The organism is Methylobacterium sp. 4-46 (assembly GCF_000019365.1).
Lineage (GTDB): Bacteria > Pseudomonadota > Alphaproteobacteria > Rhizobiales > Beijerinckiaceae > Methylobacterium.
Genome location: NC_010511.1, coordinates 7560423 through 7587270 on the forward strand (window position 1 = coordinate 7560423; position 26848 = coordinate 7587270).

25 protein-coding genes and 3 pseudogenes are annotated in these 26848 nt (G+C 64.7%); 19 read left to right on the forward strand and 9 right to left on the reverse strand.

What is annotated here, in order from left to right; genetic code table 11:
* Nucleotides 1-116: 116 nt before the first annotated feature.
* Entirely contained in the window at nucleotides 117-809 is a 693-nt protein-coding gene (locus tag M446_RS33255) for a winged helix-turn-helix transcriptional regulator (RefSeq protein ID WP_012336482.1), read from the reverse strand.
* Nucleotides 810-910: 101 nt separating this feature from the next.
* Between M446_RS33255 and M446_RS33260 the strand changes: the two genes are divergently transcribed.
* From M446_RS33260 to M446_RS33280, 6 genes are all read left to right on the forward strand, one after another.
* Nucleotides 911-1606, forward strand: coding sequence for a VOC family protein (locus M446_RS33260; protein ID WP_012336483.1), 696 nt, complete (start codon nucleotides 911-913; stop codon nucleotides 1604-1606).
* Nucleotides 1607-1715: 109 nt separating this feature from the next.
* Nucleotides 1716-2252 carry an SRPBCC domain-containing protein gene (locus M446_RS33265; protein WP_012336484.1) on the forward strand — a complete coding sequence of 179 codons (537 nt, stop codon included), beginning with the start codon at nucleotides 1716-1718 and terminating at the stop codon, nucleotides 2250-2252.
* 5 nt (nucleotides 2253-2257) lie between these two features.
* Nucleotides 2258-2890: a dihydrofolate reductase family protein gene (locus tag M446_RS33270; RefSeq protein WP_012336485.1), complete on the forward strand. Its 633-nt coding sequence runs from the start codon at nucleotides 2258-2260 to the stop codon at nucleotides 2888-2890.
* Nucleotides 2891-3093: 203 nt separating this feature from the next.
* Nucleotides 3094-3477 carry a VOC family protein gene (locus M446_RS36235; RefSeq protein WP_012336486.1) on the forward strand — a complete coding sequence of 128 codons (384 nt, stop codon included), beginning with the start codon at nucleotides 3094-3096 and terminating at the stop codon, nucleotides 3475-3477.
* Nucleotides 3478-4097: 620 nt separating this feature from the next.
* Nucleotides 4098-5270: a hypothetical protein gene (locus tag M446_RS33275; RefSeq protein WP_012336487.1), complete on the forward strand. Its 1173-nt coding sequence runs from the start codon at nucleotides 4098-4100 to the stop codon at nucleotides 5268-5270.
* A gap of 563 nt (nucleotides 5271-5833) precedes the next feature.
* Nucleotides 5834-6073, forward strand: a complete 240-nt coding sequence (locus tag M446_RS33280; RefSeq protein WP_012336488.1) for a DUF6489 family protein — start codon at nucleotides 5834-5836, stop codon at nucleotides 6071-6073.
* Between the two features lie 887 nt (nucleotides 6074-6960).
* On the opposite strand, the gene M446_RS33285 is transcribed toward M446_RS33280, so the two are convergent.
* Complete coding sequence (locus tag M446_RS33285) at nucleotides 6961-8334, reverse strand: MFS transporter (protein WP_012336489.1); 1374 nt, start codon at nucleotides 8332-8334, stop codon at nucleotides 6961-6963.
* 198 nt (nucleotides 8335-8532) lie between these two features.
* On the reverse strand, nucleotides 8533-10437 hold the full coding sequence (locus M446_RS33290; protein ID WP_012336490.1) for an FAD-binding monooxygenase: 1905 nt from the start codon (nucleotides 10435-10437) through the stop codon (nucleotides 8533-8535).
* Between the two features lie 358 nt (nucleotides 10438-10795).
* Between M446_RS33290 and M446_RS36240 the strand changes: the two genes are divergently transcribed.
* The 4 genes and pseudogenes from M446_RS36240 (at nucleotide 10796) to M446_RS39535 (ending at nucleotide 14303) form a co-directional block, all read left to right on the forward strand.
* Nucleotides 10796-11275 (forward strand): MarR family winged helix-turn-helix transcriptional regulator, encoded by a 480-nt coding sequence (locus M446_RS36240; protein WP_012336491.1) that lies wholly within the window; start codon nucleotides 10796-10798, stop codon nucleotides 11273-11275.
* A 352-nt stretch (nucleotides 11276-11627) separates the two neighbouring features.
* A pseudogene (locus tag M446_RS33295) lies at nucleotides 11628-12210 on the forward strand (recombinase family protein).
* Nucleotides 12211-12850: 640 nt separating this feature from the next.
* The gene (locus M446_RS33300) at nucleotides 12851-13048 is read left to right on the forward strand and encodes a hypothetical protein (protein WP_043701921.1); all 198 of its coding nucleotides are present in this window, start codon (nucleotides 12851-12853) and stop codon (nucleotides 13046-13048) included.
* Nucleotides 13049-13685: 637 nt separating this feature from the next.
* Nucleotides 13686-14303, forward strand: coding sequence for a hypothetical protein (locus tag M446_RS39535; protein WP_012336495.1), 618 nt, complete (start codon nucleotides 13686-13688; stop codon nucleotides 14301-14303).
* Nucleotides 14304-15120: 817 nt separating this feature from the next.
* Here the strand turns inward: M446_RS39535 and M446_RS38450 are convergent.
* Entirely contained in the window at nucleotides 15121-15270 is a 150-nt protein-coding gene (locus M446_RS38450) for a hypothetical protein (RefSeq protein ID WP_168169185.1), read from the reverse strand.
* A 471-nt stretch (nucleotides 15271-15741) separates the two neighbouring features.
* Here M446_RS38450 and M446_RS33330 point away from each other — a divergent pair, with 471 nt between their 5' ends.
* Nucleotides 15742-15978, forward strand: a complete 237-nt coding sequence (locus M446_RS33330; RefSeq protein ID WP_012336497.1) for a hypothetical protein — start codon at nucleotides 15742-15744, stop codon at nucleotides 15976-15978.
* Between the two features lie 375 nt (nucleotides 15979-16353).
* Here the strand turns inward: M446_RS33330 and M446_RS36250 are convergent.
* Nucleotides 16354-16638: pseudogene (locus M446_RS36250) on the reverse strand (helix-turn-helix domain-containing protein); the annotation flags it as partial.
* Between the two features lie 15 nt (nucleotides 16639-16653).
* Nucleotides 16654-17708, reverse strand: a protein-coding gene (locus M446_RS36255) for an IS630 family transposase (protein ID WP_210161168.1) whose coding sequence is annotated in 2 segments (ribosomal slippage) — nucleotides 16654-17216 and nucleotides 17216-17708 — 1056 coding nt in all. Because the reading frame shifts where the segments join, the coding sequence is not laid out codon by codon here.
* 846 nt (nucleotides 17709-18554) lie between these two features.
* On the opposite strand from M446_RS36255, the gene M446_RS33345 reads away from it, so the two are divergent.
* The gene (locus M446_RS33345; protein WP_012336500.1) at nucleotides 18555-19238 is read left to right on the forward strand and encodes a sigma-70 family RNA polymerase sigma factor; all 684 of its coding nucleotides are present in this window, start codon (nucleotides 18555-18557) and stop codon (nucleotides 19236-19238) included.
* Here the strand turns inward: M446_RS33345 and M446_RS33350 are convergent.
* Entirely contained in the window at nucleotides 19233-19865 is a 633-nt protein-coding gene (locus M446_RS33350) for a recombinase family protein (RefSeq protein ID WP_012336501.1), read from the reverse strand. The two genes, M446_RS33345 and M446_RS33350, sit on opposite strands and share 6 nt — an antisense overlap.
* Before the next feature lie 651 nt (nucleotides 19866-20516).
* Between M446_RS33350 and M446_RS33355 the strand changes: the two genes are divergently transcribed.
* The 6 genes and pseudogenes from M446_RS33355 (at nucleotide 20517) to M446_RS39375 (ending at nucleotide 24045) form a co-directional block, all read left to right on the forward strand.
* Entirely contained in the window at nucleotides 20517-20732 is a 216-nt protein-coding gene (locus M446_RS33355; RefSeq protein ID WP_012336502.1) for a DUF6894 family protein, read from the forward strand.
* A 139-nt stretch (nucleotides 20733-20871) separates the two neighbouring features.
* Entirely contained in the window at nucleotides 20872-21177 is a 306-nt protein-coding gene (locus M446_RS39365) for a hypothetical protein (protein ID WP_265576672.1), read from the forward strand.
* A gap of 182 nt (nucleotides 21178-21359) precedes the next feature.
* A pseudogene (locus M446_RS33365) lies at nucleotides 21360-21787 on the forward strand (hypothetical protein).
* Between the two features lie 1159 nt (nucleotides 21788-22946).
* Nucleotides 22947-23174: a hypothetical protein gene (locus M446_RS33370; RefSeq protein ID WP_012336504.1), complete on the forward strand. Its 228-nt coding sequence runs from the start codon at nucleotides 22947-22949 to the stop codon at nucleotides 23172-23174.
* Between the two features lie 323 nt (nucleotides 23175-23497).
* Nucleotides 23498-23743, forward strand: coding sequence for a hypothetical protein (locus M446_RS39370; RefSeq protein ID WP_265576489.1), 246 nt, complete (start codon nucleotides 23498-23500; stop codon nucleotides 23741-23743).
* The gene (locus tag M446_RS39375) at nucleotides 23710-24045 is read left to right on the forward strand and encodes a recombinase family protein (RefSeq protein WP_265576490.1); all 336 of its coding nucleotides are present in this window, start codon (nucleotides 23710-23712) and stop codon (nucleotides 24043-24045) included. The genes M446_RS39370 and M446_RS39375 overlap by 34 nt, the downstream gene beginning before the upstream one ends.
* Nucleotides 24046-24993: 948 nt before the next feature.
* Here M446_RS39375 and M446_RS38455 read toward each other — a convergent pair.
* On the reverse strand, nucleotides 24994-25311 hold the full coding sequence (locus M446_RS38455; RefSeq protein ID WP_168169186.1) for a hypothetical protein: 318 nt from the start codon (nucleotides 25309-25311) through the stop codon (nucleotides 24994-24996).
* 350 nt (nucleotides 25312-25661) lie between these two features.
* Here M446_RS38455 and M446_RS33390 point away from each other — a divergent pair, with 350 nt between their 5' ends.
* Nucleotides 25662-26015 (forward strand): hypothetical protein, encoded by a 354-nt coding sequence (locus M446_RS33390; RefSeq protein ID WP_265576491.1) that lies wholly within the window; start codon nucleotides 25662-25664, stop codon nucleotides 26013-26015.
* Nucleotides 26016-26653: 638 nt separating this feature from the next.
* On the opposite strand, the gene M446_RS33395 is transcribed toward M446_RS33390, so the two are convergent.
* Nucleotides 26654-26833: a hypothetical protein gene (locus M446_RS33395; RefSeq protein ID WP_012336508.1), complete on the reverse strand. Its 180-nt coding sequence runs from the start codon at nucleotides 26831-26833 to the stop codon at nucleotides 26654-26656.
* Between the last annotated feature and the right edge of the window lie 15 nt (nucleotides 26834-26848).

The following is a 26848-nucleotide window of genomic DNA, read 5'->3' on the forward strand; positions in this document are numbered from 1 at the left end:
CTTGCGGCTGGAAGCGGCATATCCGCTCCGCGTAGGTGCGTTCTGGCCTGCCATCGTGCAGCTCGCCGGGCATTCCGGAAGGACGCCGAATACCGACTCGACCGCTGAGACGCTCCTCAGGCGGTTTTGGCGGGCAGGGCGAAGAGATCGACGAAGGACTGTGCGAGATCGGCCTCGCCAGCAAAGGCGAGCGTTCCGCCCGCACCGTCTCTGGCCAGAGGCGCCTTGCCGTAGATCGTGCGGCGCATCGCCATCGTATCTCCGGTGAAGGCGAGATCCGGTGCCTCCATGACACCACGGCTCACGTAGATCTCACCGCCCATCACTGTCGCGATAAAGTCCTCGCCGGGAAAATGAAAGGCAACTGTGACAGCCAGTTCCGCGGCACGCTCTCGATCGATCAGGGCCTGGAGCGACATCATGGCTGAAGCCGCCGACATGAACAGGCTCGGATCATGCCGCGGCGAGCGAGCCGCCCAACGCCCCAGGTCGCGCATCAACGGCGCGGCCTCACGGCCCCACTCCGTTAGGTCGTAGACCTGCACGTTGGCCGGAGACGGCAGCCGGTAGCGGCGGACGATGCCTGCATCGTCCAGGCCTTCCAGGCGCTGCGTCAGCACGTTGGCGCTGATGCCAGGGAGGTTCGCCCGAAGCTCGCCGAAGCGGCGGGGGCCGAACACCAGTTCGCGCATGATCAGCAGCGACCAACGCTCGCCGATGAATTCCAGGGCGAGCGCAGTGCCGCAAGCGTCGTCGTACAGACGCTCTCGCGGCGCAGACGTCTCACTGGTTATTTTTTCTGACCGCATAGTTGCTTTGTATAACCGAGAATGCCAGCCTGGGCAAAGCGGGGCCGTACGTGGCGCCGAGACGCGGCCGACGCGCCCGTTGTCACAGAGGAATGCGCCCGATGCCAACTGCCGAGGGTAAACCCATCTGGTTCGAGCTGAACGCGACCGACCAGGACGCGGCACAGGCCTTCTACGAGGCCGTCGCCGGCTGGCGCGTCGCGCCATCACCGATGCCGGAGCATGGCGGCTACCGCATCGCGCAGGCTGACGGGACGCCCGTGGCCGGGATCCGGCGGCCGATGCCCGAAGCTCCCGGTTTTCCTGGCTGGGCAGTCTATCTCGCGACCCGCGACGTCGACGCCATAGCCTCCCGGGTGGTGGATCTCGGCGGCCAGATCTGGTTCGGGCCTATCGACATCCCCCACGTCGGTCGCTTCGCCATGGTGAGCGACCCGCAGAACGTGGTCTTCGCCCTGATGGATGCGGCGGGCCCCGACGAGAGCAGAGCCTTCGGGCCGGTGCCCCTCGGGACGGAGCAAACCCTCGGCCACGGGGTGTGGATCGAGCTCGCAACTCCCGATCCCGAGGCTGCCTTCGCGTTCTACGGGGCACTCTTCGGCTGGGAGAAGCTCGGGGCCATGCCGATGGGCGGGATGAGCGAGTACGCCTTCATCGGCCGCGGCGACCTACGCCCTGGCGCAGTGATGTCGAGTGCAGCCACCGGCGCGCCGGCCCGATGGAATTGGTACATCCATGTGGCCGATATCGATGCCGCGCTCGCGACGGTCCGCGAGAGGGGCGGCACGGTGCTCTAGGGGCCCGATCCCATCCCCGGCGGTAGCTACTCGGCCAACATCGCCGATCCGGCAGGCAACAGGCTCGGCCTTACCGGCCAGCGCCAGGCGGCGTGAAGGGCCGCCAGCGATGATGAGCGAGCAGCTGATGAACGCAGGCAGACAGAGCGCCCCCGCCGCCGGGAAGGCAAGCACAACAGTGGAACGGATATCGGACAGGGAGCTCGCCGTTTCGCGAACCGTCGACGGCCCGGCGCGCATCGTCTTCGACGTGTGGTCCAGGCCGGAGCTGTTCCAGCGATGGTGGGTGCCCAAATCCTGCGGCGTCTCTTTGATCTCATTCGAGGCCGACATCCACACGGGTGGCACGTACCGTCTGCTGATGGCCCACTCGTCCTCGGAACGGCCCATGGCATTCTTCGGCCGCTACATCGAGGTGACGCCCCCTACCCGCCTCGTCTGGACCAACGACGAAGGGGGTAAGGATGGGGCGGTCACCACGGTGACCTTCGAGGAAAGGGACGGCGCGACACGCGTCGTCGTGCACGAGCTCTATCCCTCGAAGGACGCGCTCAACGACGCCCTGGCCTCCGGAAGCACGAGCGGATGGGGCGAGCAATTCGAGCAGCTGAACGACCTGATCGTCAGCCTGCAGGCAGAGGTCTGACGACCATGGGCAAGGTGAGCGCGAGAGGTTTCGCGGTCTCCATCGACGGCTTCGGGGCCGGTCCGGACCAGAGCCTGGAGCATCCGATGGGCAAAGGGGGCCGCGAGCTGCACAAGTGGTTCTTCCCGACCCGAACCTTTCGATCGATGATCGGGCAAGACGGCGGGACCGACGATCGCTTCGCCCGCGCCGCGCTGGAAGGCTTCGGCGCCTTCATCCTCGGCCGCAACATGTTCGGGCCGGCTGGCGACGATTGGGGCGGGCCCGACTGGAAGGGCTGGTGGGGCGACAATCCCCCGTATCACGCCCCGACCTTCATCCTCACCCATCACCCCCGGGCACCCATCGTGATGGAGGGCGGGACGGCCTTCCATTTCGTCACCGGGGGGATTGAGGCAGCGCTCGCCCAGGCCAAGTCCGCCGCCGGCGACTTGGATGTCAAGATCGGCGGTGGTGTGTCGACGGTTCGCCAGTATCTGCTGGCGGGCGCGATCGACGAGTTGCACCTGGCGGTGTCGCCCATTGTTCTGGGCCGGGGCGAGCACTTGTTCGCGGGCATCGACCTACCGGGCCTCGGCTACCGGGTGACGGAGACGGTCGCAACGGAGCTTGCGACCCACATTGTGCTGACGCGCTGACTGCCGGAAGTAACCCCGGCGCCGCCTTAACGTCCGGAACCGACGCCAATACGAAATTTGGAAACACCCGGCTGCCGCCGAAAGTCCGGATGGGTGTGGGAAGCCGACGTATGCTTGAAATTGGGGTTCTGGCAGGATCAAGGCCTTACGCGCGTTTAGCTCCGTAAAGACTGGTCAGCATACAAGCGAGTGGAGTAGCTGAAATGAAGGTGACTGTTTCCATCGACGTCCCGTCCATCGAAGAGGGTCTAAAGTTTTTTGGTGATGTCTTTGGCTTCGTCGAGATGTCTCGGCCTCATACCGGCTACGCAATGTTAACCTCGGGTGATGCGACGATCGGGCTTCTTGCAAAACCGACCGGTTCATCACCAGCGCCAGGCAGTAGCGACCTTCGCCGATATGAGCGCCATTGGACACCGGTTCACGTCGATTTTCGTGTCGACGACTTCGAGGAAACGCTTGGGCGCGCCTTGGCGAACGGCGCAAGGTCAGAACAGGTGCACCGTGTGCCGGGCTTTCCCCCCGTGGCGTTCTGCAGTGATCCTTTTGGGCATGGGTTCTGCATTGTTGGCATGAGCAAGCTTTAGAGCTCCAGTCGATCAAGCCAAAACACTAGGAGGCCTTTGATCGTTTGCGGGACCGGTTACAAAGCGGGACTCTGCCTGTTGCTTGTGATATAATCTGTGCCGACGTCCGCTTCGGAGATGCCGGCAATAGCCGCTGACTGCCCGACATACGTGCAAAGCCGAATGTCGGCTTTTGAGCGACGGTCCAACAACGGCTCACTACCCTATTCGGTCATTCCGTTGTTCGGATCTATGTGTCAATAAAACGACGGTTTTTCAGCCACTTAAACCTGTAAGGCTTGCGTGTCAGAAAATCAAAGTCGGACGTCAGCGGTTTCCCGCACGCCTGTCATGCCGGTGAAGGATGCTTTCGGCAGTGCGGTCGGCGACGCCAAGCTCCAGGCCGAAGGCAAGATGGAGAAAGCCGAGGACCGCGCCCAAAGATGCCTACGGCGGGGTGAAGGACACCCTGCGCGGCCGCTGAGCCTCAACGTACCGGTGGATGCCTCTCGGCACCCACTGCGCGCAGCCCGCCGAGACGTCCGAGCGGGGAGCGAAGCCCGAACTGCCGGGTTATCACCTCGCAGAAATCGGCATCGTGGTCGCGCCTCATCGCGCAGCCGTTCTGCGGGGAGAGGCATATGGCTATCGACGTTCGTTCTGACCTTCGCCGGCCGACCACGCTGGCCTTGGCCGCGCTGAGTGTGCTGCTCCTGGTCATTCTGCTCGTCTCGAGCATCTCGCACTCTCGGCAGCGGCAAGCCCAGGAGCAGCAGATTGGAAATCTGAATAGCCAGCTTGCAGCGGTACAATCAGAGCTGCAACAGCAGACGCGGGCTGCGGGAACGCTCAAAGAGTTGCAAGCAAAAATTGCAGCGACAGAACAGCAAAACACGCAGACCGCGCAAGCTGCACAGCAAGCACAAGCGCAGCTCCGCGAATTGGAGCAGAGCAGGCAACTCGCCGAGCAGAAGGCCAGGGATGCCCTGCAAGCCGCTCAAGCACCAACGCAGCGCCTTTCAGAGCTGCAGTCCGATGTCCAGAAGGCCGGCCAGCAGGTGGCGACTCTACGCGAGGCGGCCATCTCGGCAGAGCAAACAGCGGCGGCCCGCACCCAGGAACTCTCGGACGTCGGACGGCGGGTAGAAGAGGCGCGCAAGCAGGAAGCGAAGCTGCGAACCGACTTGGCCGCTCTGGCGCAGGAAGCGACCGCGAAAACTGCCGAGTTGGCTGACGCCGAACAACGACAGCAGCAGGCCCGTGAGGGCTTGGCGGCGGCGCAGAAGGAACTGCTGCAAGTCCGAGCCGATCGGGAGCGCGTCGCCCAGCAGCGAGGTGAGTTAGATCAGACCATCACCAGCCTCACTCAAGCTCGCGATAAGACATCGGCCGACAAGAGTCAGATCGAGCAACAGCTCCAGCAGACCCGAGACTCGCTGATGTCCGCACAGAAGGACGTGGCCGCTGCGCAGGCTGAGCGTGACCGGCTGACGGGCGAGCGTGGACAGGTTGAGCAGGCCATCAAGGCTCTGACCGGCAATCGAGAGAAGCTCACCAGCGACCTCGAGTCCGTTCAGAAGCGGTATGCGGAGGCCCAGGCACAGCTTGCGACGCTGACGGAGAACCTCGCGGCGAAGAACAAGGAGGTTGCCGACCTGGAGGGTCGTCTTCGCACGACCCGGCAGGAACTCGCCGAGGCACAGGGCAAGCTGGCCGACGCCCGCCAGCAGTTATCCGGTCAGCCCGCTGCGGACGGCTCCGCGCCCGCCGCGACAGGAAGCACATCACCTGAAGGTGAGACGAAGCCGCAGTAGAGAGGCTGGCCCGCAACAGCCTTTCCCTTGCCCCGGAGGTGTAACCGAGATCCAAGAGTTCCCGACGGTGTGCGAGGCGATCCGCACGGCCGCAGTGGTGCTCAGAGACACGGCCTCTACCCCGTGGATCGTGAGGGAGGACGGCACGATCCTCAGGCACGGGTGGATCCGAGAGCAGGCTCGGGTACTCGGGTTCCTGGAATAGGGCAGCGGTCCTCATCCATGACGTCATGAGGGTGCAGACCCGGGTGACGACGGAAGGGCTCTTCCACGAGTCGAAGGTCACCCGCCGGGGCGGCGGGGTGCAGTCGTGGGGCGGGCGGGAAGCCTGAGGCAAGCCCTGCGGGGTTTAAGCACTGCCGCGGCCAGTCCTGGCCGCGTGGCAAACACACCACCGTCACGACACCAGCCCGCCCGGCGGCCCACCGGGCGGGCTTTTTCGCCTTACGCGATGCGCGCCAGGTGGACCGTGATCCGCACGCCCACGCGCTTATGAGCCAAGGGGCATCCTTCCCCTGAACCTGCAGCGCCTATCAGCATTGTTCTAGCCGGGAGGCTGCAAGATGCTGATCAATGCAGACGTGGATTGCACACCTGAAGAGGCGCGGGTCTTTCTCGGCCTGCCTGACCTTCAGCCGCTCCAGGCCGCCGTCATGGCGAAGATGCAGGAGCGCATGCTGCAGGAGATGCACCGTTACTCTCCCGATAGGCTCATGAAGGCGTGGATGTCCGCAATGACTGAGCCGGCGAGGAGGAAGCGCAGTGGGCCGCCGCCGCACAAGCCGCATCCTTCATCGCAGTAGCGCGGCGCGACGAAGGCCACCCGCCGGGGCTGCGGGGCGCAGTCCGGAGCAAGCCTCAATGGTTAGATGAAACCGTTTGCGTGTAGACGAGGTTAGACTCCCAATCCGCTTCATTCCAAAGGGATTGGCATGGGCTTCGTGTTCTTCCTGGTTTTTGTTGGCCCGTGGATCGTACTCGCCGGGTTGGATGTTCTCGCACAAGCTAGACGAAAGCCATACTGATTCCAGATTTTAGCACGACAGATGATGATATCGCAAACCAAGCCATAACATCCAGCAACCAGGAGTAGCCTTCCTGAGCTATCATCTGGAATGAGAGATACTCGTAAAGAACTCCTAGACCGTACACAAGTACATATTGCACGAACCGAGCGGTGTCTAGCGTTTGTTAACGCGGTTGCTGTACGACTCGGTCGAATGAATGCAGATCTGGGGCACTTGCCGGAAACGCGAACTTCCTTAGTTCAAGACCTGGAAAAGCTGAACCGTCTTCGTTCAAAACTATCACATGGAGGGTGATATTGCGGACTAATACTTACCAAAAATGTCGGAGTAGGAAGCCACCCTCCTGCTGGTCATCGAACCCCGAGCGGTTGCATCCCACCACCGCCAAGCTCCTGCCAACGCCTCCGGCCGCGTAGATTACAACAGATGATCCGCCGGCCCGGCGCGGGCCGTGGAAGGCCGTTAGACTAACCCTCGACTGGCGCCCCGGCCGGACCGGCTCCGAGGTCTTCCGGAGACTGTCCGCGGGTTCCATATCGCGCACCATACTGGCCATTATGCGAGCGTATGGAACCAGCTCACGTTATCGCTTCAGCTTAAGGGCGGGTGCCCGCAGGATCGTAGGCTGGCTTCGCATAGAGGCGGCAAGCTGGCCAGCATGTCTAGCGGCTCGGGAACGACGGCGCGTTTGCGCTTGCAACATGTGGAGTGCTCCTGCCCGACGGCAAAACGATGGTCAGGAGGCCGCCGAAGATGGCGATGCCGGCCAGGATGTAAAAGATTGTCTCGAGGGCGAAACCACCCCCCGCCAGGTAGCCGCCCAACATCGGACCGCCCACGCCGCCGAGGCGGCCGAAGCCGGCGCACCACGCGACGCCTGCGCTGCGGACGTTGGTGCGATAGTAGTTGGCCGCCAGTCCGTAAATCAGCGTCTGGGTCCCGCTGGTGCCGAGACCGACGACCGCGACGGTCGCCAAGAGAACACCGATCGAGAAACCGGCGGTCAGGAGAGAGATGGCCGCCGCGCCGATGAGAAAGCAGGCAATCACCACGAGCTTCGCGCCGAAGCGGTCGGCCACCTTGGAGCCCAGGAGAGCACCCACAACCGCGCCACCATTCAGCACCATGAGAAAGGACAGCGAGCCCCGGGCGTTGAAGCCAGCGCGCAACATGAGTTCAGGAAGCCAAGTGTTCAGTGAGTAAACAAGCATCAGGCCGGTTGCGCTCATCAGCCCGAGCAAGATGGTGGGGAGCGGGTACGATGTGAACAGACCTGCCCAACTGGCTCGGCCGTCATCGGTCGCGTCCAACGTTTCGGCGCCCAGCGTTGGAGCTGGTTCCGGCATGTCGACACCGATCTTCTCGGCCAAGGCTTGTGCTTCGACCAGGCGACCACGAGCGGCGAGCCAAGCAACTGACTCCGGTATCTTGAAGTAGGCGAGTGGGAGCAGGGTCACCAGCGGCAAAGCGCCGATTACGAAGAGGCCGCGCCAGCCGATCGAGCTGAGCAGGGCGATCGCCAAAGCGGCGGCGAGGAGGCTGCCCAGTGGCACGCCCGAATAGACAATTGCATTGCAGAGGTTCTTCTTCCCCTTTGGGGCGAACTCAGATACCAGCGCGGCCGTCGTCGCCAAGAGAGCGCCAACGCCGAGGCCGGTCAGGAACCGCATCATCCCGAATGCGGGGACCGAACTCGTCATCGCGGTCACGGCCATGCCGGCCGAGAACCAAGCGTAGGAGGCCAGCAACACTTTGCGGCGACCCACGATGTCGCCGACGGAGCCGGCGAGAAGAGCTCCGACGAGAACGCCAAAAAGCGCGTAGCTGCCGAGCTGACCGGCGATCTCAGGGGTGACGACGCCGAGTTGCGTGGGGTCGCGCAGGAAGGTCGATACACAGGCACCATAGACCACAAGGTCGTAGCCGTCGAAGACGAGCCCAACGAGTGCCAGGCTCACGACCCAGACCACGGTCCGGAATTGTTTTACTTCACGAGATGGACTTATCACCCCGCTCGCGCTGACGGATGCGATCATGGGTCGTCTCCTGTCCCCTAGCAGAGATTTGTGTAGGTGTTCGCCTTTTCCCTGGCGTCCTCGGGCGGTCTCACGCCCTCGTTGCGTCGCGTTCTGCACGCTGCCGAGCGCAACGTTGGTCCGCGGCGCGGTGGTCGGCCCCGCCGCGCCGTTCCAGTTTGCCTCACCTTGATCCGGCGCTTTCGCCGGCAGGCGAGCCTAATGACGATCGAGCAGAATGCGCCCGAAGAAGGCGGCGAGTTCGTCGTGTGCGTCGAGGGGCAGCACGTTCGCGACGTGCTGGTCCGGACGGACGACCACCATCGCACCTCTCTCGCGGTCGATACCGCGCAGGTCAAAGATGTCGAGGCCGTTCTTGAGGTCGGGCGTGAACGCCTTCTCGTAGTCGATCAGCCCGAAGCGTCCCTTGCGCGGCAGAAGCAGCGGCGGGAGATCCTCGACCTTGAGGTCGCGATGCCCCTGCTGGAAAACCGCGCGGACGTCGATGACGCTGTCGATGTTCGCGCCTCGCGGCGTAAAGCGCTTCAGCGGCGACTGATCGGACGTCGCGAGAACGTTCATGAGATTGACGAGGTTCTCTCTGCTCGCATCGGCGAAGGCGTAGATACGCCAAGCACCATCGGCCCGGTGCGCGTGTCCAAGTTGCACGGGCTTGGCGTCGGCGAGGCGCACCACGGGCGCGGAGTGGAAACGCATGCCGACCGTGAAACCCTTTGCCAGCGCTTGGTGGGTCGGCTCGGCGGTCAGAACGGTCGCCGGTGGATAGTGGGTCGCGACACCGGCCGTATAGCGGCCCGATCTGACGAAGTAGGACTGCAGTTCCTCAGGATCGACGCCGCCGCGTTCCGGGTGCTCAGGGTCCCTGGGCGGCGAGGCCATGATGTTCGACCACTCCTTGTCGAAATTGATGAGGCCCTGCGCGATGGCGTGCCGCTCGACCGTGTAGGTGCGCAGAAGCTCCGGCGCCGCTCGCCCGTCGAGGACGGCGGCGAGCTTCCAACCGAGGTTGAACGCATCCTGGATGGAGACGTTCATGCCCTGGCCGGCCTTGGCGCTGTGCGTGTGGCAGGCGTCGCCCGCGATGAAGACACGCGGCAGGCGGGAGGCGGCCTCGGCCGCCGGCACGTCGTCGAAGCGGTCGGTGACGCGCTGGCCGACCTGATAGACTGAGAACCACGCGACGTCGCGCACGTCGAGCGTGTACGGGCGTAGCACCCGCTGGGCGGTCGCGATGACCTGCTCTTGCGTGATGAGACGAACCGCGTCGCGATTGGCGGGGTCGACCTCGCCCAAGTCCACGTAGAGGCGCACCATGTACCCGCCCTCGCGCGGGATGAGCAGGATGTTACCCTCGTCGGCCGACTGTATCGCGGCCTTGATGCGGATGTCCGGGAAGTCGGTGACGGCCAACATGTCGACCACGCCCCAGGCATGGTTGGCAAAGTCACCGCGCGGGACGGCCCCGATCGCGTCCCGCACCCGGCTGCGCGCGCCGTCGCAACCGACCACGTACTTGGCCCGAACCACGGTGTCCGCACCGGTCGCAACATTCTTCAAGGTGACCACGACGGGGTGATCGTCCTCAGGCTCGACGTTGAGGGTCACGAAATCCATGCCGAAGTCGGGGACGAGCCGCGTCGGTGACTTCGCCATGTAGTCCTGGAGGTAGCTCAGCAGGCGGGCCTGATTGACGATGAGGTGTGGGAACTCCGACAGGCCATCCTCGGTGTCCTGAACGCGACCGGTGCGCACGATCGCTGCCCGATTGTCGGGCGATGGGCGCCAGAACACGGTTTCATTGACCCAGTAGCCCTCCCGGACGAGCTTCTCGCTCAGGCCGAAGGTGTCGAACGTCTCGACCGTGCGGCACGCGACGCCGTCCGCCTGGCCGACCTGCAGCGGGCCCTCCCGGCGGTCAACGATGCGGGTGGTAATGCCGGGAAACGTCGAGAGCTGCGCGGCTAGTACCATGCCGGCAGGTCCGGTGCCGACGATGAGGACGTCGACGGTGTCGGGGAGGCCCGCCGGCTGTGTTTCAGTGCCCGGTGCGGGAGTGAGAATATCTGGATCGCCAGTCACGTAACCGTTGAGATAGAATTGCATGTTGTCCTCCCTCTTCCGATTTTTTGCCTGATTTACTATGCATTGTGTGGTCAGTTCTACAGAATTTTATGCACTGCATGTCTCAGAAAATGATCAAACGACCACTTCCCGTGCTGGCGATTTCGGGCATCGGCTCTACGAAAGCGATTTCCTGCCAGGAGGCGACCCGCCGCAAGCGCGGCAGAGCATCTGCCTTGGTCGCCGGCGGAGCGTGATCGATCTGGAGACTGCCGTCGATGGTTGATCCGTACACTGATAATCAGTATGCTGTCAATAGGCCGGTGACCGCTCCCGGTGGGGGTTGGCCTGCGATTACCCCGGGGTTGAGGGGCTGTGGCCGGGACGCTAGAGGAAGAGCATGAGCGATCTCTATGGAATGCCAGGCCACCTTTTCCGCCGGGTTCACCAGATCTCATCGGCGATTTTCGCTGAAGAGTGTGGGACGCATGGACTGACGTCAGTTCAGTACGCTGCCCTTACTGCCATCAGAGAGCACCCCGACGTTGATGCCACACGATTGTCGTCCCTGATCGCCTTTGATCGCTCGACCCTCGGCAACGTATTAGAGCGATTGGAAACAAAAGGCTGGGTCGTTAGACGCTCTAGCCCAAGCGACAAACGGATCAAACTCCTGAGACTGTCGCAAGTAGGAAGCCATTTGCTTGCCGAAGTCGAGCCAGCTGTCCGGCGGGTTCAACAAAGGCTTCTTGAACCCTTAGCCGCTCAGGATCAAGCCAAGATGGTTACACTGCTTGTGCAGCTCATTGAGGGGCATAATGGTGACCTGACAGGTGCGCCTGCTGCAAAGGAGGTGGCCTCAGGGGACGATGCGGCCTGACCAACCGATGATCAGCCCTCACCCTCCCCACCCCGTGACATGCTTCGGCTACCTGGGTCTTTGCCTGGACTGCTGCATCCCCGCTTTAAGGGACGCCGGCAGATACGAGTCTCCGGCCGCCTTGGACGCGATCCGAACGAGAGCGGGAGGCGGGGCTGACTACCGCTTTACAGCCGTAGCTGCCGGTGGCTTGGCTGCAGCGTTATGTCAACGAAACGACCGTTTTCCTGACGCTGGCGGGAGCCGCTTCGGTTAACGCGCCTGACGCGAGAGGTCCGCGCGGCGGTGGATGTCAGGGACACGTGTCAGGATAACTACTGCCGGCAATACCCCCCCGCGAGACCATCCTGACATGCTCGTCGGATACGCCCGCGTCTCAACCCACGACCAGAACCTCGACCTCCAGCGCGATGCCCTCGCCCGCGCCGGAGGCCAGCGCCTGTTCGAGGAGAAGAAGTCCGGCACGGCGGCACCAAGTGACCCGAGTTCGAGGCCGCCCTCGCCTTATCTCCGTCCCGACGACGTGCGCGTGGTCTGGAAGCTCGACCGCCTCGGTCGCTTCCTGGTAGACGATGCGCACCATCGACGGCCTGCGCCGGCAGGAGGTCCACTTCCGCTCCCTCACCGAGCAGTTCGACAGCGACACCGCCCACGGCCGCTTCGCCCTGCAGATGCACGGCGCCATGACCGAGTACTTCCTCGACCTCAACCGCGAGCGGACCCTGGAGGGGCACAGGGCTGCCCTCGCCCGCGGCCGCAAGGGCGGGCGGCCCAAGGCCCTGTCCGAGGCGGACCTCGAGGTCGGGCGGGCGCTGCTGGCCTCCGGCACCATCTCGGTGGCGGCGATCGCCCAGCGGCTGGGGGTGAGCCGGATGACGTTCTACCAGTACTTCCCGCAAGCGCGGGCGCGCAGCCAAGTGGCGCGGGAGGGCTGAGGGGATGTCATGCAAGCGAGACTAAGCCGGCCGGGCCCACCCCCGCGCCGGCTTCTCTTTGTCGATCGAGGTAGCGGGCCGGACACGAGGGATGGCCCCACCCGCTGGCAGCGCCGGGGAAACGGGCGCCGGCACCACCTGAGGACGATGCTCCCTCGCGTGTGCAGCTGTCGTTCACCCAGGCGAACGGAAGCCACCGGTTGGAACCAAGTTGTCATCGAAACTTTGTCCTGGTGCCACTCCGGACTGCTAATGTTCCACACCGCTCGTCCGGTTGTCGCATGTTAAACTGGAGAGTATGTATCCAGTTGTATCATATGTGAACTTGGCATCGTTGAAAGGAGACGCTTGAACTCACCGCATCGCTCTTTGAACATGGCAAGCTCATGCCGCCCGGCCAGGCTTCATCCTGTGCCGGGCGTGCGCTTTAGAGCGGTATCTTGCACTGGTGGCGGCCGAGCCCAAGGGTCTCAGCGGGCCCAGCCGCCTGCCGCTCCCTGCAAGGTTGAGGACACCGTGAGCAGAACGGCACTCGGACTGTATTGCAGGCAGGCACTTGTGAGTACTTGTGTTCGCATAGGTGAATGAGCCCCCCCCCCCCCCCCCCCCCCCCCCCCCCGCATGGGGCATGAAGCGGGTCATGAACACCATCGATGACTGCCCGACGCGCTCCAAGGCGGAGGCGGCCGAGCTGCTGAAGCGGCTGGCCAAGTCTCAAGCCGCCGATCTCGAGTGCATCAGCCGAAGCCGCGAGGCTATCGCGATCTCCCGCGAGCTGCTGAGCATACCCCTCTACCGGCCGATGTGCGGGCTCCGGCGGCCCCGCGGCGGGCGTTAGCAGAACTGGCGTGGCAGGATCCGGTCGGGCGCGGGCGCTAGCGGATCTCGCCCCCGAGGAAACGCCGCGCAGGCGGCCCTCGGACTAGCGTGAGTAAGTGAGCAGGCCGACGGCTTGGTCCTACGCTCGCCGCCATGACCAATGCCGCTCAACGCCTCGCCGAGGGCATCCAACACACCGGTGGCGTGCGCCTTTGGCTCCATTACCGGTCCGTGTCGACCGCCATGAGCTTCAGGTGCTTTGGGCACTCCAAGGAAGCCATCGCGATCAGCCGGACGCTCCTGGTCCCGCCGCGGCACGTGCTGCTCTGCGGGCCGCAGCGCCTCTCTGACGAGCCGGCAGCAAGGCTGACCGTGCAGGGCCGATGAGGATGACTGATCCGCGAACCTCGCCAGAGAGCAGATGGCCGGGCCTTTGGCGCGGCAGCAGGATCTCGACATCATCGATCGTGCGTGCGTGAGACGGAGCCTCGACGCCCTCGCGGTCTCGCTTAATGTCCTGGAGAGCTCCCGCAGGCTCGTGCCCGTGCTGCCCTACATCTCGCCCAGCGGCGCGATCGGCAGCCCTGCCGGCACGCCCGGAGCAGGTCGGGGCTAGCAGCAAGCCCCGCGACACCTCGGGACCGTATCGGGCCGCCATGCCGACCGCCGATCCTGCCGCCCTGGTCTCGGCGTGGAACCACGGCCTCGCCTCCCTCTCCCCCGGCCAGCCGCCCTGCCCGGGGTTCCGGCCCGACGAGTGGGGGACCACCCTGGAGACCTGCCGCCGCTTCGTCGACGAGTTCGGCGCCGAAGCGGCGCATCTCGGCTGGGACACGCTCACCCTGTCCTCGGCGCACCCGCAGGCCGGCATCGTCCGGGGCGACTGGTGCGGCGTCATGATGCCGTGCTCGTACCCCGTATTCGAGGTCACCGAGGCGTACCTGAAGAAGCACCTCTGGACGTCGTGGAAGCGCAAGCCGGGGGCTACCGCGGCGTGCCCGTTTGGGAGTTCAAGCGTGGCTGAGGCCGCCACCATCGAACGGCTGTACAAGCGCAAGCTCATCACCGATGAGCAACTCGACGCAGTCGTGATGAACTTTCTGAATGCTCCGAAGCCCGGTGCTCGCCCGCTCGTGGAGGGCGTCGCGATCGACGTCTGCGCGATCATGGCGGCCAACCCTCACGCTCGCGAGGTCTTGGCGGCGAGGGACTCGTCCGAGGCCGAGATACGCATGGCAGTCAGGACGGCGATCCTGATGGCGCAACCGGCATAGTGTGGAAGGGGGACCGCTCCTGTTGGAGCTAGACGGCCAATCGAGAAGCGTCTGATATCAGACCAAGCGACTAGTCGCAGTCATTGATGACCTGTGTAAACGCTCCATGTCTTGAGTTGGCCTACAAGGCGCTAGTCACTCTGACCCTGTCCTGTCAATGACAGTACCCGGTCGGCGTCACTGGCGGGTCGGGCGCCTCTCTATCATCGGGCCCGGCCCGCCTTCTGCTTGCGCAGCATTGGAACATTGATAATGCAGTGCCACCGAAGGAACCGGATTATAGAACCTGACAGACGATTAAAGTATTTCGCTTTATTCCTGATAATAGTCATATGTGGTCTCTGGGTGGGCGTCACGCTCGTCTAATGAACCCGATCTACGTCTTAGCTCATGACCCGCCGCCACCCCCGCCGCGCCTACGATGAGCAGGGTCGCGAGATCCCGCCGCCCAAGCTGGCGGACCTCCGCGCCGAGGGCGAGGCGGCAATGTTCTGGTCGAATGTTTCTACCGGTGAGAAGCTTTCACCGCAGAAAGATGAACTAAGGAGAGCCGGAATGGGCCAAGGAATATATAGGGCCGAAGCCACTTTGCATGAGCGGATTTGGCTCGTGGGCGTGCAGAAGAGCAAGGGTGATCCGCTCGACCTATTCGATCCCCAGAGGGCACGCCAATTGGCCGATGTGGTTGAGCGCCACGGGGACATGGCCTCTGCGGCCCTCGTGAGGGGGGCGGCAGATACGGCCGATCGGCGTAACCGGGGGGAGGAATAGCGCCGGAGCCCAGGCAGGCTGCGATAGCGGCTGCAACTATCTACGATCACGTCATCCCGGCGGTGAGCATCGCGGCGATGCCGGCGTTGCACTCCGCGTCCTCGACCCGGCCCCGTTCGGGCCCTGCGGCATGTACCTGCCCCTGGGCTTGGTGGCGGCGCCCCTCCTCGTAGTCCTGGCGGGCGATCCGCGACAAGGATGGATCAGTGGAGCCGCTGTCCCCTCTCGAAGCTGCTCTGGAGCGGCTGCACCGGGCGGGAGGCACCTACCCGGAAAGGCCAATGGCCAAAGTCGCCAAAAGGCAAAAACTCGCGGGAGCGTCTCTGTATTTGAGCGGTGGCGAATGTCTACCAGGGCATGAAAGCTTGGGCATAAGCACGGGGTCAGCATGGTAACGAAGCCGATGAACGAGCCGGAAGTCGTGATCCCGAACCAACGGTACTGCCTGCCTCGCATCTGCGCGCGATGCGGCACACTACCAGCCGACGAGGAGGAGCGAATGCGCATCCACCAGAAGCGGTTGTGCTTTGCGTGCAGTGAACCGCAGGTTTTGGAGAAATAGAACAACTGCTTATGCGCCCACGCGGAATCGCCGCGTCCAGGGTGCCTATCTGAAAGTCTTGCCGCCACTTGTGCGCACCGCAGTCTATACAGACCGGAGACACGGATGCACGATTGCTTCAGCAATGCTTACGTTTCTTTGCTCGATGCTATTGAGCATCACGAGAAAGTTGCGCTGTTCTTCGTAACGGCGGCGCATAAGGAGGCCCTCGCCGGCGAGGAAAGGAGAGCCGACCGCCTGCGCCGCTACGGGCGCGAGATGCGCGTGAAGGCGCTTCGGATGTCGGGCGAGGCCGCCGCTCTAGTGGACCGCTACCACTACCTTGCCTCACAAGAGCGTTGAGAGGCGCTTGGGCCGCAAGCCGCTGCTGCGCCACAGACCATTAACCGCGGTACGCCAGTCTCCACGTGAGCCGAGCAGGTCCCCCCGAATCGGCGAAGCGGCGGCCGGGCAAGACACCTGTTAGCCCGGCCGCCGCCCCGCTGATCACCGCACTCTGCGGATCCAGATGCGCTCCGCGCGCGGATGAGCGGCAACGACGAGTGCCAGGGCGCCAGCTGCACCAGCGAGCATCACAATCAGTTCGGACATGTGCCCCACCCCCGCCGCTGGATATCTGAGGCTGGCTGCTCGGCCCATGTGGCGGCCCGCCGCGAGATGATCGATAGTATGGGGTGAGAAGCGTCCACTACGGCGGAACGGCACTGGGTGGCGCATTCACTTAGGCGAGCGCCTGCGCTGACGAACACGAGCACCGTCTGGACGGTGCGCGCAACATAGCGGTTCAACCTGCTGGTGCTTCTTCCGCCATGCGCTTGGCGTCGTGCCGGTCCAGCGCCGGAAGGCGTGCGTGAACGCGGCCGGCTCGGAGAATTCCAGCGCGGCCGAGATCTCCGCCAAGCTCACGTCAGTGTTAACCAACAACTGCTTCGCAACCTTAAGCCGCGCTTTGTTAAGAACTTTCGTGAAAGTTGTGCCTTCGGACTTCAGCCGGCGGCTTATACCAACTCTCGCTGATCAGAACTCATGCGCCCAAGCGCGCAATCCGATGGAGATGATGCGCCAGGGCTGATCGGTCAGCCTGTTCCAGGCATGGCAGCAGTGGTCGAGAATGGCCTCGTCGGAGGCGAAGACCCGGTTGCCGAGCCAGTTCTCGCGCAGGAACTGCCAGACGTTCTCGACCGGGTTCAATTCGGGTGTGCGGGCTGGCAGCGGCAGCAGGGTGATGTTAGCGGGTACGGTGAGCCTTGTCATGTGCCAGCCGGCCTGATCGAGCAGCAGCACGGCGTGCGCGCCCGGCGCGACGGCCTTGGCGATCTCGGCCAAGTGCAGGGTCATCGCCTCGGGGGTGCAGCGGGGCAGGACGAGCCCGGCTGCCGTGCCGCGTGCGGGGCAGATCGCGCCGAAGATGTAGACGGACGCCGTGCGCTGATCCTTCGGGGCTGCCGGCCGTGTGCCTCGGCGTGCCCAGCGGCGCGTGATCGTGTTCTTCTGACCTACCCGGGCCTCGTCGGCAAACCAGACCTCTATCGGCTTGCCGCCCGTCGCCTGCGCGATCTTTGCCACACGGGCCGGGAAGGCTTTTTAAAAGCGTCGGCGGCCGCCGGATCCTGGGCGTGGTGGCGGGGGCGGGCCGAAAGTTTCCGGTAGCCCATCGCCCGCAGCACACGGCTCAGCGTCTGCTCGGAGACTGAGACGCCGTGGTCCTCAACCAGGATCTGGCGCAGATCCATCAGCCGCCAGCGCACCACCCCATGGGCAGCCGGGATCGGCCCTTGCTCGACCAAGGCACGCAGCGCGTCCCGCTGCTCGGAGGTCAAGCGCGGCCGTGCGCCGGGAGCTTTGCCGGTGATTAGCCCATCCGGACCCTCGGCGTTGAAGGCCAGCACCCAGTCCCGCACGGTCTGCAGCCCGACCCCGCCGAGTGCGGCGGCCTGCGTGCGTGAGCCACCCGCGTAGATCGCTGACAGCGCCAGAAGACGGCGGATCTGGGCTGCGTCACGCGAGGCTTTGGCCAACCGGCGCAGCGCCTCGGCATCGAAATCCGGTCGCAGCCGGATCGGAGCGGCCATGCCATCCTCCTCGGGCGAAAAGCCAGAGGACGGAATCACGAGCCGTCGCCCACCGCTACCCAGTGTGAGTCCTGCTCAGCGAGGGCTGGTATTAGTGTGCGCCGACTGAATTTAATCACCTCTGCGATTTCTGTTCCACTGATTGTCATTTCAGTCACAAAGGCGCGCAAACCTTGAGTGAATGTGTCTGTCATCTCTGGAGCGGATACGATAGCGTCGGAACGCATAGCTAAGCAATTCTAACAGACTTGTAAGTGTGAAATCAATACTTTCCATGGCGTGATAGCGCAACCTGCGGCCGGATCGACGAACCCTGTCGGGCCGGCATCTCGCGCGCGAGGCGGCGCGGGGCGCATAAGCGCGGTTACGGGGCCGCTCTCTTGGCGATCTTGGCGAGGTGCGCCCGGCTGCACCCGGTCGCCGCCTGGATCTGGCTCCAGGTCATGCCGATCGACAGCGTCGCTGCCAGGGCGGCGCTTGTTGGCTTCGCTAGTGCATTGACGCCTTCAAAAGGTACACCGCGCGGAGCGATTTCTTCGGCAATCTCAGCTGGTTAGCAATCGGTCACCTGATGCGAATGTCGGCGTCTGTGCACTAGTGGCCGATCCGGCCCCGATGCAGCTTGCCGTAGCCGATGAGGCTGACGCCGCACGTAGCGGCGATCAGGGCGGGAGCGGCGGAACAGTGCCCGCTACGAGCAGTCTCGGTGATGTCCAGGGCAACCAATCTGGCTCCTACGTAGTTTTCTGCATACCGTAATCCAACGATCCTCATAGATGAGAGGAACCTGAGCGGTAGCGACGTGTTTGAGTATAAGCCTACCTTTATTCCCCCAGGGGAACGCGCATGTCGTTCTATCTCTTCGGCGAAGCGGATGCCGCTTCGCCCAATCCTCCCGATTTGCCGCCATTCCTGCGTGACCATCTCGGTAAGCAGTTGCGTGCCGGCTACGCCGCGGTTGTGACCGGGCGGCAGCCTCAAGCGCTGCTCGACTTGGTCGCCCGGCTCGAGGACGCGCTGGCTAAAGTGGCGGCAACGAGGTCCTCGTTCGGCAACGACGTTCTGGCCCAGGTGCCTGCTCTGCGGCGTTTCGCGCTCACCCTCACCATCGACGCCACTCAGGCCGACGACCTCGTCCAAGAGACCCTGCTGCGCGCGTGGCAACACCAGCGCCGCTTCCAGGCGGGCACCTGCCTCCGGGCATGGCTGTTCACCATTCTGCGCAACCAGTTCTACACGACCTGCCGCAAGCGGCGCTGCGAGGTCGAAGATGCTGACGGTATGGCCGCGCAGAAGCTGGTCGCTCTGGCCGAGCAGGAGAGTGGGATCGAGCTGCGGGAGACCTGGGAGCAACTCGACAAGCTGCCCGCGTCGCAGCGCGAAGCCCTGCTGCTCATCGCCGTCCAGGGGCTCTCCTACGAGGCGGCCGCACGCCTGATGGGCTGCCGTGTCGGCACCGCGAAGAGCCGCGTCAATCGCGCCCGGATAGCCCTGGCTGAAGCGCTGGGCTACGAGCGCGCGCATTCATGAGCCGCTCGGCCCGGCAGCCGTCACCTGCTTGGCGATTTTGGCGAGGTGCGCCCGACTGCACCCGGTCGCCGCCTGGATCTGTGACCACGTCAGCCCGGCGGTGAGCATCGCGGCGATGCCGGCGTTGCGCTCCGTGTCCTCCGCCCGGCCCCTGTAGCGGCCCTCCGCCCTTGCACGCGCCTGTCCCTGAGCCTGCCGGCGGCGCCGGTCCTCGTCGTCCTTGCGCGCCACCGCCGCGAGCACGTCCAGCATCATCCCGTTCACCGCCTTGAACATCCGGGCGGTGAACTCGTCGCCGTTGCCGGTCGCCATCATCCAGCTCGTCGGCAGGTCGAGGGCGACCACCCGGATGCGCCGGTCGGCGATCTCGCGCTTCAGCCGCTCCCAGTCCGCCACCGTGAGCCGGGAGAGCCGGTCGACCTGCTCGATGAGCAGCACGTCGCCGGGATGGGCGTCGGAGAGCAGCCGGAACAGGGCCGGGCGCTCCAGGCGGGCGCCGCTCTCGGTCTCGGCGTACCACGCGGCGATCCGGAGCCCCCGCTCGGCGGCGAAGGCTTCGAGCTGTCCGCGGGCGCGCTGGGCGTCCTGCTCGTCGGTGGAGGCGCGGAGGTAGGCTCGGACGTGCACGGGCGGGCCGATCGGTTCGCTACGGATGGTTCACTGATCGGCGGTTCGTTTTGAATGATCGGCGCGCCTTGCTGAACCGACTCCGGGCTGGTTCGCCAGGGGTATACCCATCCAGAACCGACGCGGGCGCATGTCTGGAGCCGGGCCGCAGTCTCCGCAGCGGCTCTACGATAGGGAACGATCTACACACTACATGATGAATATCCTGGACCTCTCCGACTACGATTTTCTGTTTTGCATCTCTTTATCTATGGCTTTTCTTATGATCTTCCTAATATGCTCTCGAATTCTCTCGCTTCGCTCTGACGAGTTATCAGTCGCGCTATGTGCTTCGGTCTTGAACGGGTCGCGCATCGATTGGGTTCCCGGCGCCAGAGAGCGTGCATACTCAACAAATAGCCCAGCCTCTTTGGCTGGGCGGCATGTCGGCGTGACTACACAACCTACTCTGCCCTAACTCTGCTACATAGTGTAACGTTCCCCAAGTCACGTAGTCGTTACGGCCCATATCTGATCGTGCAGTTAATTTCATAATTCTTCGGCAGACACATTAAGCTTTCATAAACCAAGTATGCGCATTAACTTACCGCCGACTACGTAGGCTGCCGGACGGAGCCACGCCCCCGCGACCGCGCAGAAAAGGGTCACCTGATGCGGCGCTTCTACTTCGACCTCGCCGACGGGGTCACTACCATCCGTGACAAGGAGGGGGTCGAGGCCGCGGACCTGAATGAGGCGCTGGAGGCGGCCGAAGCCGTGATCCAGGAGATGAGAGCCAAGGGCGAGCTGGCGCACTTCGGGGACGGCTGGACCCTCTCCATTCGCCTGGAGGCCGGGACCGTCCTGGCGATCCTGCCCGTCGAGTAGCGGCTGATCGCAAAGGGTGTGGCGCTCGACCTCGCGGCGATCCTGCCGGCGCGGCCCGCGTAAGCCGGGACCTGCGGCAAGCCCCACCACACCTCGGGGGAGTATCGGGCCGCCATGCCGACCGCCGACCTAATCGCCGATCCTGCCGCCCTGCCCCGGCTTCCGCCCGGAGGACTGGGCGACCACCCTGGAGAACTGCCGCCGGTTCGTCGACGAGTTCGGCGCCGAGGCGGCGCACCTCGGGTGGGACACGATCCTGCTCTTCGGCGTCCACCCGCAGGCCGGGATCATCCGGGGCGACTGGTGCGGCGTGATGATGCCGTGCTCGTACCCCGTGTTCGAGGCCACCGAGGCGTACCTGAAGAAGCACCTCTGGACGTCGTGGAAGCGCAAGCCGGGGCGTTATCGCGGCGTGGCGGTGTGGGGGTTCGGGGGGAAGCCCTAAGCCTGGTGGTGGCGGCCGGACCGTTCGGGCGCCGGTCGCTTCGGTAGCCCGACCGCCTGCTGCACCGCCCCGCAACCGGGTGAAGCGTAACGATGCAGCACCCACGATGTAGCGCAGCCGAAGGTCTGGTGGAACCGCAAGCTCGGCCTTAGCCTGCCCCGATCACAGCGCGACCGCGACCCATGCCGATCCGACCCGAGCACCGCGGCTTCTACCCGATCGACTGGCCCCAGCTCTCGGCGGTGATCCGCTTCCGGCGCGCGGGCGGCCGCACCTGCAGCGGATCGTGTGCCTGTCCGACGGCCGCTGGTGGGATGCGGAGGACCGGACGTGGCGGAACGGCCGAGGGCAGCCCCTGCGGCGCGCGCCGGCCGTCGACCTTCTGGCGGAGGTCCGCACGACTCGGGTGGTGCTGGCGGCCGCGCACCGCAACCACGACACTTCCGACAACTCGGACGGCAACCTAGTGGCGCTCTGCCAGCGCTGTCACATGCTGCACGACAGACCGGAGCATCGCCGCCGCCGCTGGCTCACGCTGTTCAGCCGCAAGGCCTCAGGCGACCTGTTCCGCGGTCCAGACCCTGGCTGGCAGCAGTCAGGTCGCCTTTGAAATCGCGATACTCGCCGCACTTGCGTCCAATATCCTTAACGCTTTAACAAGCGCTCAGCCGGCATAAGCCGCTGCCAATATAACGGGAGGGAGATGGAATGAGACGCGAGTTAATCTATTGCGCACATCGCATTCACCAAGAAAATGGGATTTTTACGGCTAGAGAGGCGGTGCCCGGGCCTCAATCTTTCGAGTTTTTCTCCAAAGATCTTACTCGTGTTCAGGAAGCTATCGAGGAGATATGGGCTGCTGAGAGCAAGACTTTACCAATGCCAGGGTGGTTTAGAGGTGCCCTGGCTTCCCGAAAGCAAGCGCGGGTCGATCTCGATAGTTTGGCGTAACCGCGGTCTATCCCTCCACATAGGGCGGCGCCCAGGCGCGGGGCTGCCCGTCCTCTAGGAAGGCGTAGACGATCGGCAGCTCGGCCGGCATGGACAGGCTCGTAATGGTAGGGTGAGGCGCGGGCCCGGGTTTCCCCTCACCGGTCGAGCGTGATCAGGGCTGCCGGTCAGGCCCGCATCTCATGTAAGCTGTGCTATAAGAACCAATCGACGGCGCGCATCCGTGCAAACCGCGGAGCGGTGCCGCTGTCCCCAGCGCGCACGCAATCGCAGCGCCACGAGCGTGGCCCACATCTCGGTGATGAGCCGCTGCAACCCCCGCCACGCCTGCGACGGGTAGGGCCAGGAGATCCCGCCGCCCGCCATTGGCTAGATACACGCCGAGGGCGACCGCACGGCCTTCGTGCAAGCAAGCGGAACCGTTCTCAAGCTGCTGGGACGGCGGTCGGCGGCACGGCCAGTGGCTTCTCCGGCACCGTCGTGCCCTGCACCGGCCCCGGACGCGGCTCTCGAACGGCTTCGGCGGGGCGTGGAGCGGGACGTGGAGCAGTCGGCAGCGGGAGATCAACCAAAACGACGCGACCGCTCAGCGGGTCGAGAATGCGGATCTGCGCCATGCACGCCCCCTAGGGAGGAACGACCAGGGTGTGCCGATCGAGGTAGGAAACCGTAAACGGCCCGACGTGCGCCACGACCCGCGTGAAAGTGCCGGTCAACGGGGCAGGCCCGCCTTGACGCGGATCAGCGCGTCTCCGGTCCGACGGTGCGATGGCATGTGTGAATGCGCGAGTTGGCGTTAGGGACCAGCAAGCCGAGCCATGAAGGATGTCCCGCAGCTACTAGCCAATCGCGGCATGTCGGCCGCCACTCCCCGGCTCAGGCTGTTCGCCACGAGCGCCTACTACGCCTTCATCCTCGAGCCGTTCGGCCGCTGCAGCGACGTCATCGCGCTCAGCCGGGATCTCGTGCTGATCCCGACCTACGTCATGCTCTGTGGGCCCAAGGCGGATGAAGAGAGCCCGCCGCGGCAGGACCGGGCGGGCTGAACGTTGCTTGTGACGGAACGCGTCGATTGGGTCGACTAGGTTGGGGCGTTGGGCGGGGACGTTGTCCTGTTCAATCAAGCCCGTCGAATAAAGCGTGAACAGATCGCAATCAATCTGAGAACGGGACCACAGCCTGGATTGATCTAGATCAGAAACATCAAGAACAAGCTGAGAACAGGCATGGCCAGCGGCAGATACATCGCCTAATACAGGGTTTCGACCGGCAAGCAGGGCCGGTCTGGGCTCGGCCTCGACGCTCAGCGCCAGACGGTGCGCGAACGGCTGAACGGGGGGAGTGGTCGATCGTAGGTGAGTTCACGGAGGTGGAGACCAGCACCAACAAGAGGGTGCGGCCTGAGCTGGAGCCCGCACTGGCCTTCTGCCAGGTGATGGGCGCGAAGCTGATCGTGGCGAACGTCTCCCGCCTGATCCAAGACCCGGATTTCATGAGGAAGCTGGTCGCCACCGACGTGGAAGTGGAGTTCTGCTATCTGCCAAACGTCGAGGGGCCGGTCGGGAGGTTCATGCTTAGACAATGCTCAGCGTGGCCGAGCTTAAGGCCGGCATGATCGCGGAGCGGACCCGGAAGGCGCTCGCGGCCGCCAAGGCTCGGGGCGTCAAGCTCGGCGGTGACCGGGGCAACCTGTCGGCCGACAATGTGAAAGGGCGCGCGGTCAGCTTGAAGCTACGGCAGGCGCAGGCCGATCGGCGCTCATCCGATCTGTCGCCGATCATCGCCGAAATCCGCGCTGCTGGTGCTTCCTTGCTGCGGAAGATCGCGGCCGAGCTGAACGCGCGCGGCGTCCCCACGGCGCGCGGTGGGTCCTGGAGCGCGGTCCAAGTACAACGCGTCCTGGCGCGGACGGCGTAACCCACCGCAAAATGGACGCCGCGGCTCGCTGATCCGAAGACATCCTGGCGCGGTTGGCGTCGTAACGGGCGCGCCGCAAGGAAGCGTGACACTCACCCCAGGTCCCGTCTGGGAGCCGGGAAACAGCAGCCCGTCCGTGGTCACGACAGGCCCCTGCTAATATATCAAACAAAGACACCGAACCTGAATCGCCGGTCGTTCTCTGGGAGGTGCGAGCACAGTTTAGTCCATTAGGACTAGTCCTCTGCCAACTCTTGTGAATAGAACTCTTGGCCGGATCGCTTACACTCGTTCCCAATGACAGCCGGGAAAATGGCGATGAACTGGGAGCGTATTGTACGGGAGGCGAGCAGTCTCCTCCGAGTGCTCGAGCGCCTTGAGGAGGAATCGTTGCAGGCTGGCCCTGACAGCTGCGCCGTGGCGAATTCCTTTCTGATCGCTCAAGAGAACATCCTGAACGCCGTCCTCGCAGTCGAGGAAGCGCGCACTCGCCAAGAGCAGGAGGAGTGGCGCCGCGGGTTTGAGGCGTGCGCTGGCGGGTCGGTAGCCCCGTGAGCCAGATGCTCAATCCGAAGGTGGCATGAGGGGTGGCCCGGAATGCAGCCCCGGGAACGACATACGGGATGGCGCGATTGATCCCAGTTGCCGGGATCAATCCTTCGGCACGCTAGCCTCAACACTAGCCGGCCGGGCCACCCCCGTGCCGGCTTCTCTTTGCCACCTGGAACCAGCTGCTGGCCATCTCGGTTGGTGTAGCAGCACGATGAAGCTCTTGGTGACAAGACCGAACGCCCGGCAAGGTCATAACCCTCCGCCGGGTGTTCGTGTGTCTGGGAGGCTGAAGAACAGCGCTCCGGCAATAGGGTTGGACATCGCCGGGGTGCACCGCGAGACGGATCGGCCCGTGCATGATCTCACGGGCAGCGTCTCCAGCGGGAGCACTGAAACTCAGACGGGGACCTTGCGAGGGCGCTCACGACCGCGGCGGGCCGGCTTGGGCGGGCCTTCGTGGTCGATCGCGACGCGCTCGTGGGACACGACGGGGTGCACCTCACCGAGGCTCGCATCCGCGTCGCGCTCGCGGCCCTCGAAGCCTTCGGGTTGGTTGAGCAGGTTGAGGTCGCCGGCTCGGCCTTCCGGACCACCGCGCGCGGGCTGCACTGTCGGCCGGTTCAGTGGCGGTTCGGCCGTGACAGCCTGCCCGCTTTCGCTACGGCCAACACAGCCGCTCAGCGGGCCCGTGGCGGCCATTGGCGGGACAAGCATTTTTTCTCCTGCCGGCGGCTGCGCGGCGCTCCTGCCGCCCTGGTCTCCGCGTGGACCCGCGGCCTCGCCTCCCTCTCCCCCGGCCAGCCGCCCTGCCCGGGGTTCCGGCCCGACGAGTGGGCGACCACCCTGGAGAACTGCTGCGGCTGCGGGCGACCCGCGGTTGCCGTGCATCGCGATCGGACCCGACGCCGTCGCTCCCGCCCAGATCTGGTTCGGCTCCAGCCCCGAGTCGGATAGGGACCGCGCCCATGTCATCGCGGAGCCCGTCGGACGTTCGGCTGCTGGTCTACGGAGAGCGGAGATGCTCCGGGCCCTCTGCACCTGCCTTGGCGGCTGCCAGAGCCACGATGGTCGGCGTCCAGGCAGCGGGGCTGGCCGGCATCGTCGACGTGATCCTGACGGTTCGGGACGACGTCACGCTCGAGATCTCGTTCGTCGCGACGCTTCGCGAGCGCCGGAAAGGCCATGCCGGTCAGGCGATCGGGATCATCAGCCGGGCAGCCGATGCCACCGGGGTGATGCTGATCCTGAAGGCGCAGGGCTGCCCGCCGAAGGGAGCGCGCCGTGTCCTTGGCACGAACGAGCTCGTGCGGTTCTACGAGCGCCGAGGGTTTCGCGTCGTCTCCGCAGCCTACGGCGGAGGCGTCCTGATGGAGCGCCCACCGAAGCGTCAGAAGCCCGTGAGCAGGTGCGCGGCCTGATCCGCTCCTCAGGAGGCCAGGCCGCCACCGTTACGGTTTGATCGCGGGCGAGGGGTTGGTCGGCGTGGCGGGAGAGGGTGGCGTCGGAGCCGCCGGGCTCCCGGTCGGCGGGCTTGCCGGCGCGGCGGTCGTGGCTGCCGGCGGGTTTGCCGTGCTGGTCGTGTCGGCCTTCTCATCCTTGCATGCGGTGAGCGCGAGCAGCGCGATGAGGGGCAACAGGGTGCACGCACGCACTGGTGTTCCTCCTCTGATGGGCGCTCTCCCAAGGACGAAGGAACGCGATGTTGCTGAAGCGGTTCGGGCTCGAACCGCTGGCAGGCCACCCGGCGCGTATCAGCCATTCGGGCCGCCGGCACGACCTCGCATGGTGGGATCGCCACGGCGCTGAACGCGCGGCATCCCGGCGCCGTGTGGGGGCTCACGGAGGGATGTGCAGGTCCGCCGTGTGCTGCAGCGTCTGGGGGTGCGGGGGTGGGCGTGGCAGCGGGCCGGAAGGAAATCGAGAGACGGAGACCCTCGGCCCGCTGGTGGCCCCTCCGGTCCGAGCGCTCAGGCCGGAGGATGAGACTGCCACACGCGCGAGGTGTAGCTCGCCCGCATCTCCGCGCCATACGGGGTGAATACCGACACAGGGCAGGTCAGGAGCCGTTCCCTGCGGGGATGCTCGCCCGAAGCAGATCGCCCGCATCCGAAGCAATCGCGGTATCGAGGACAGCGAGGCTCACGCCGGCCACCAGGAGCAGAACGCTGGCACCAATTATAGCAAGCGTCTGGAGGGCGCTGAAACCACGCTCGCGCAGTTGGCGGTAGAGGCGCATCCGTTGCTCGGGACT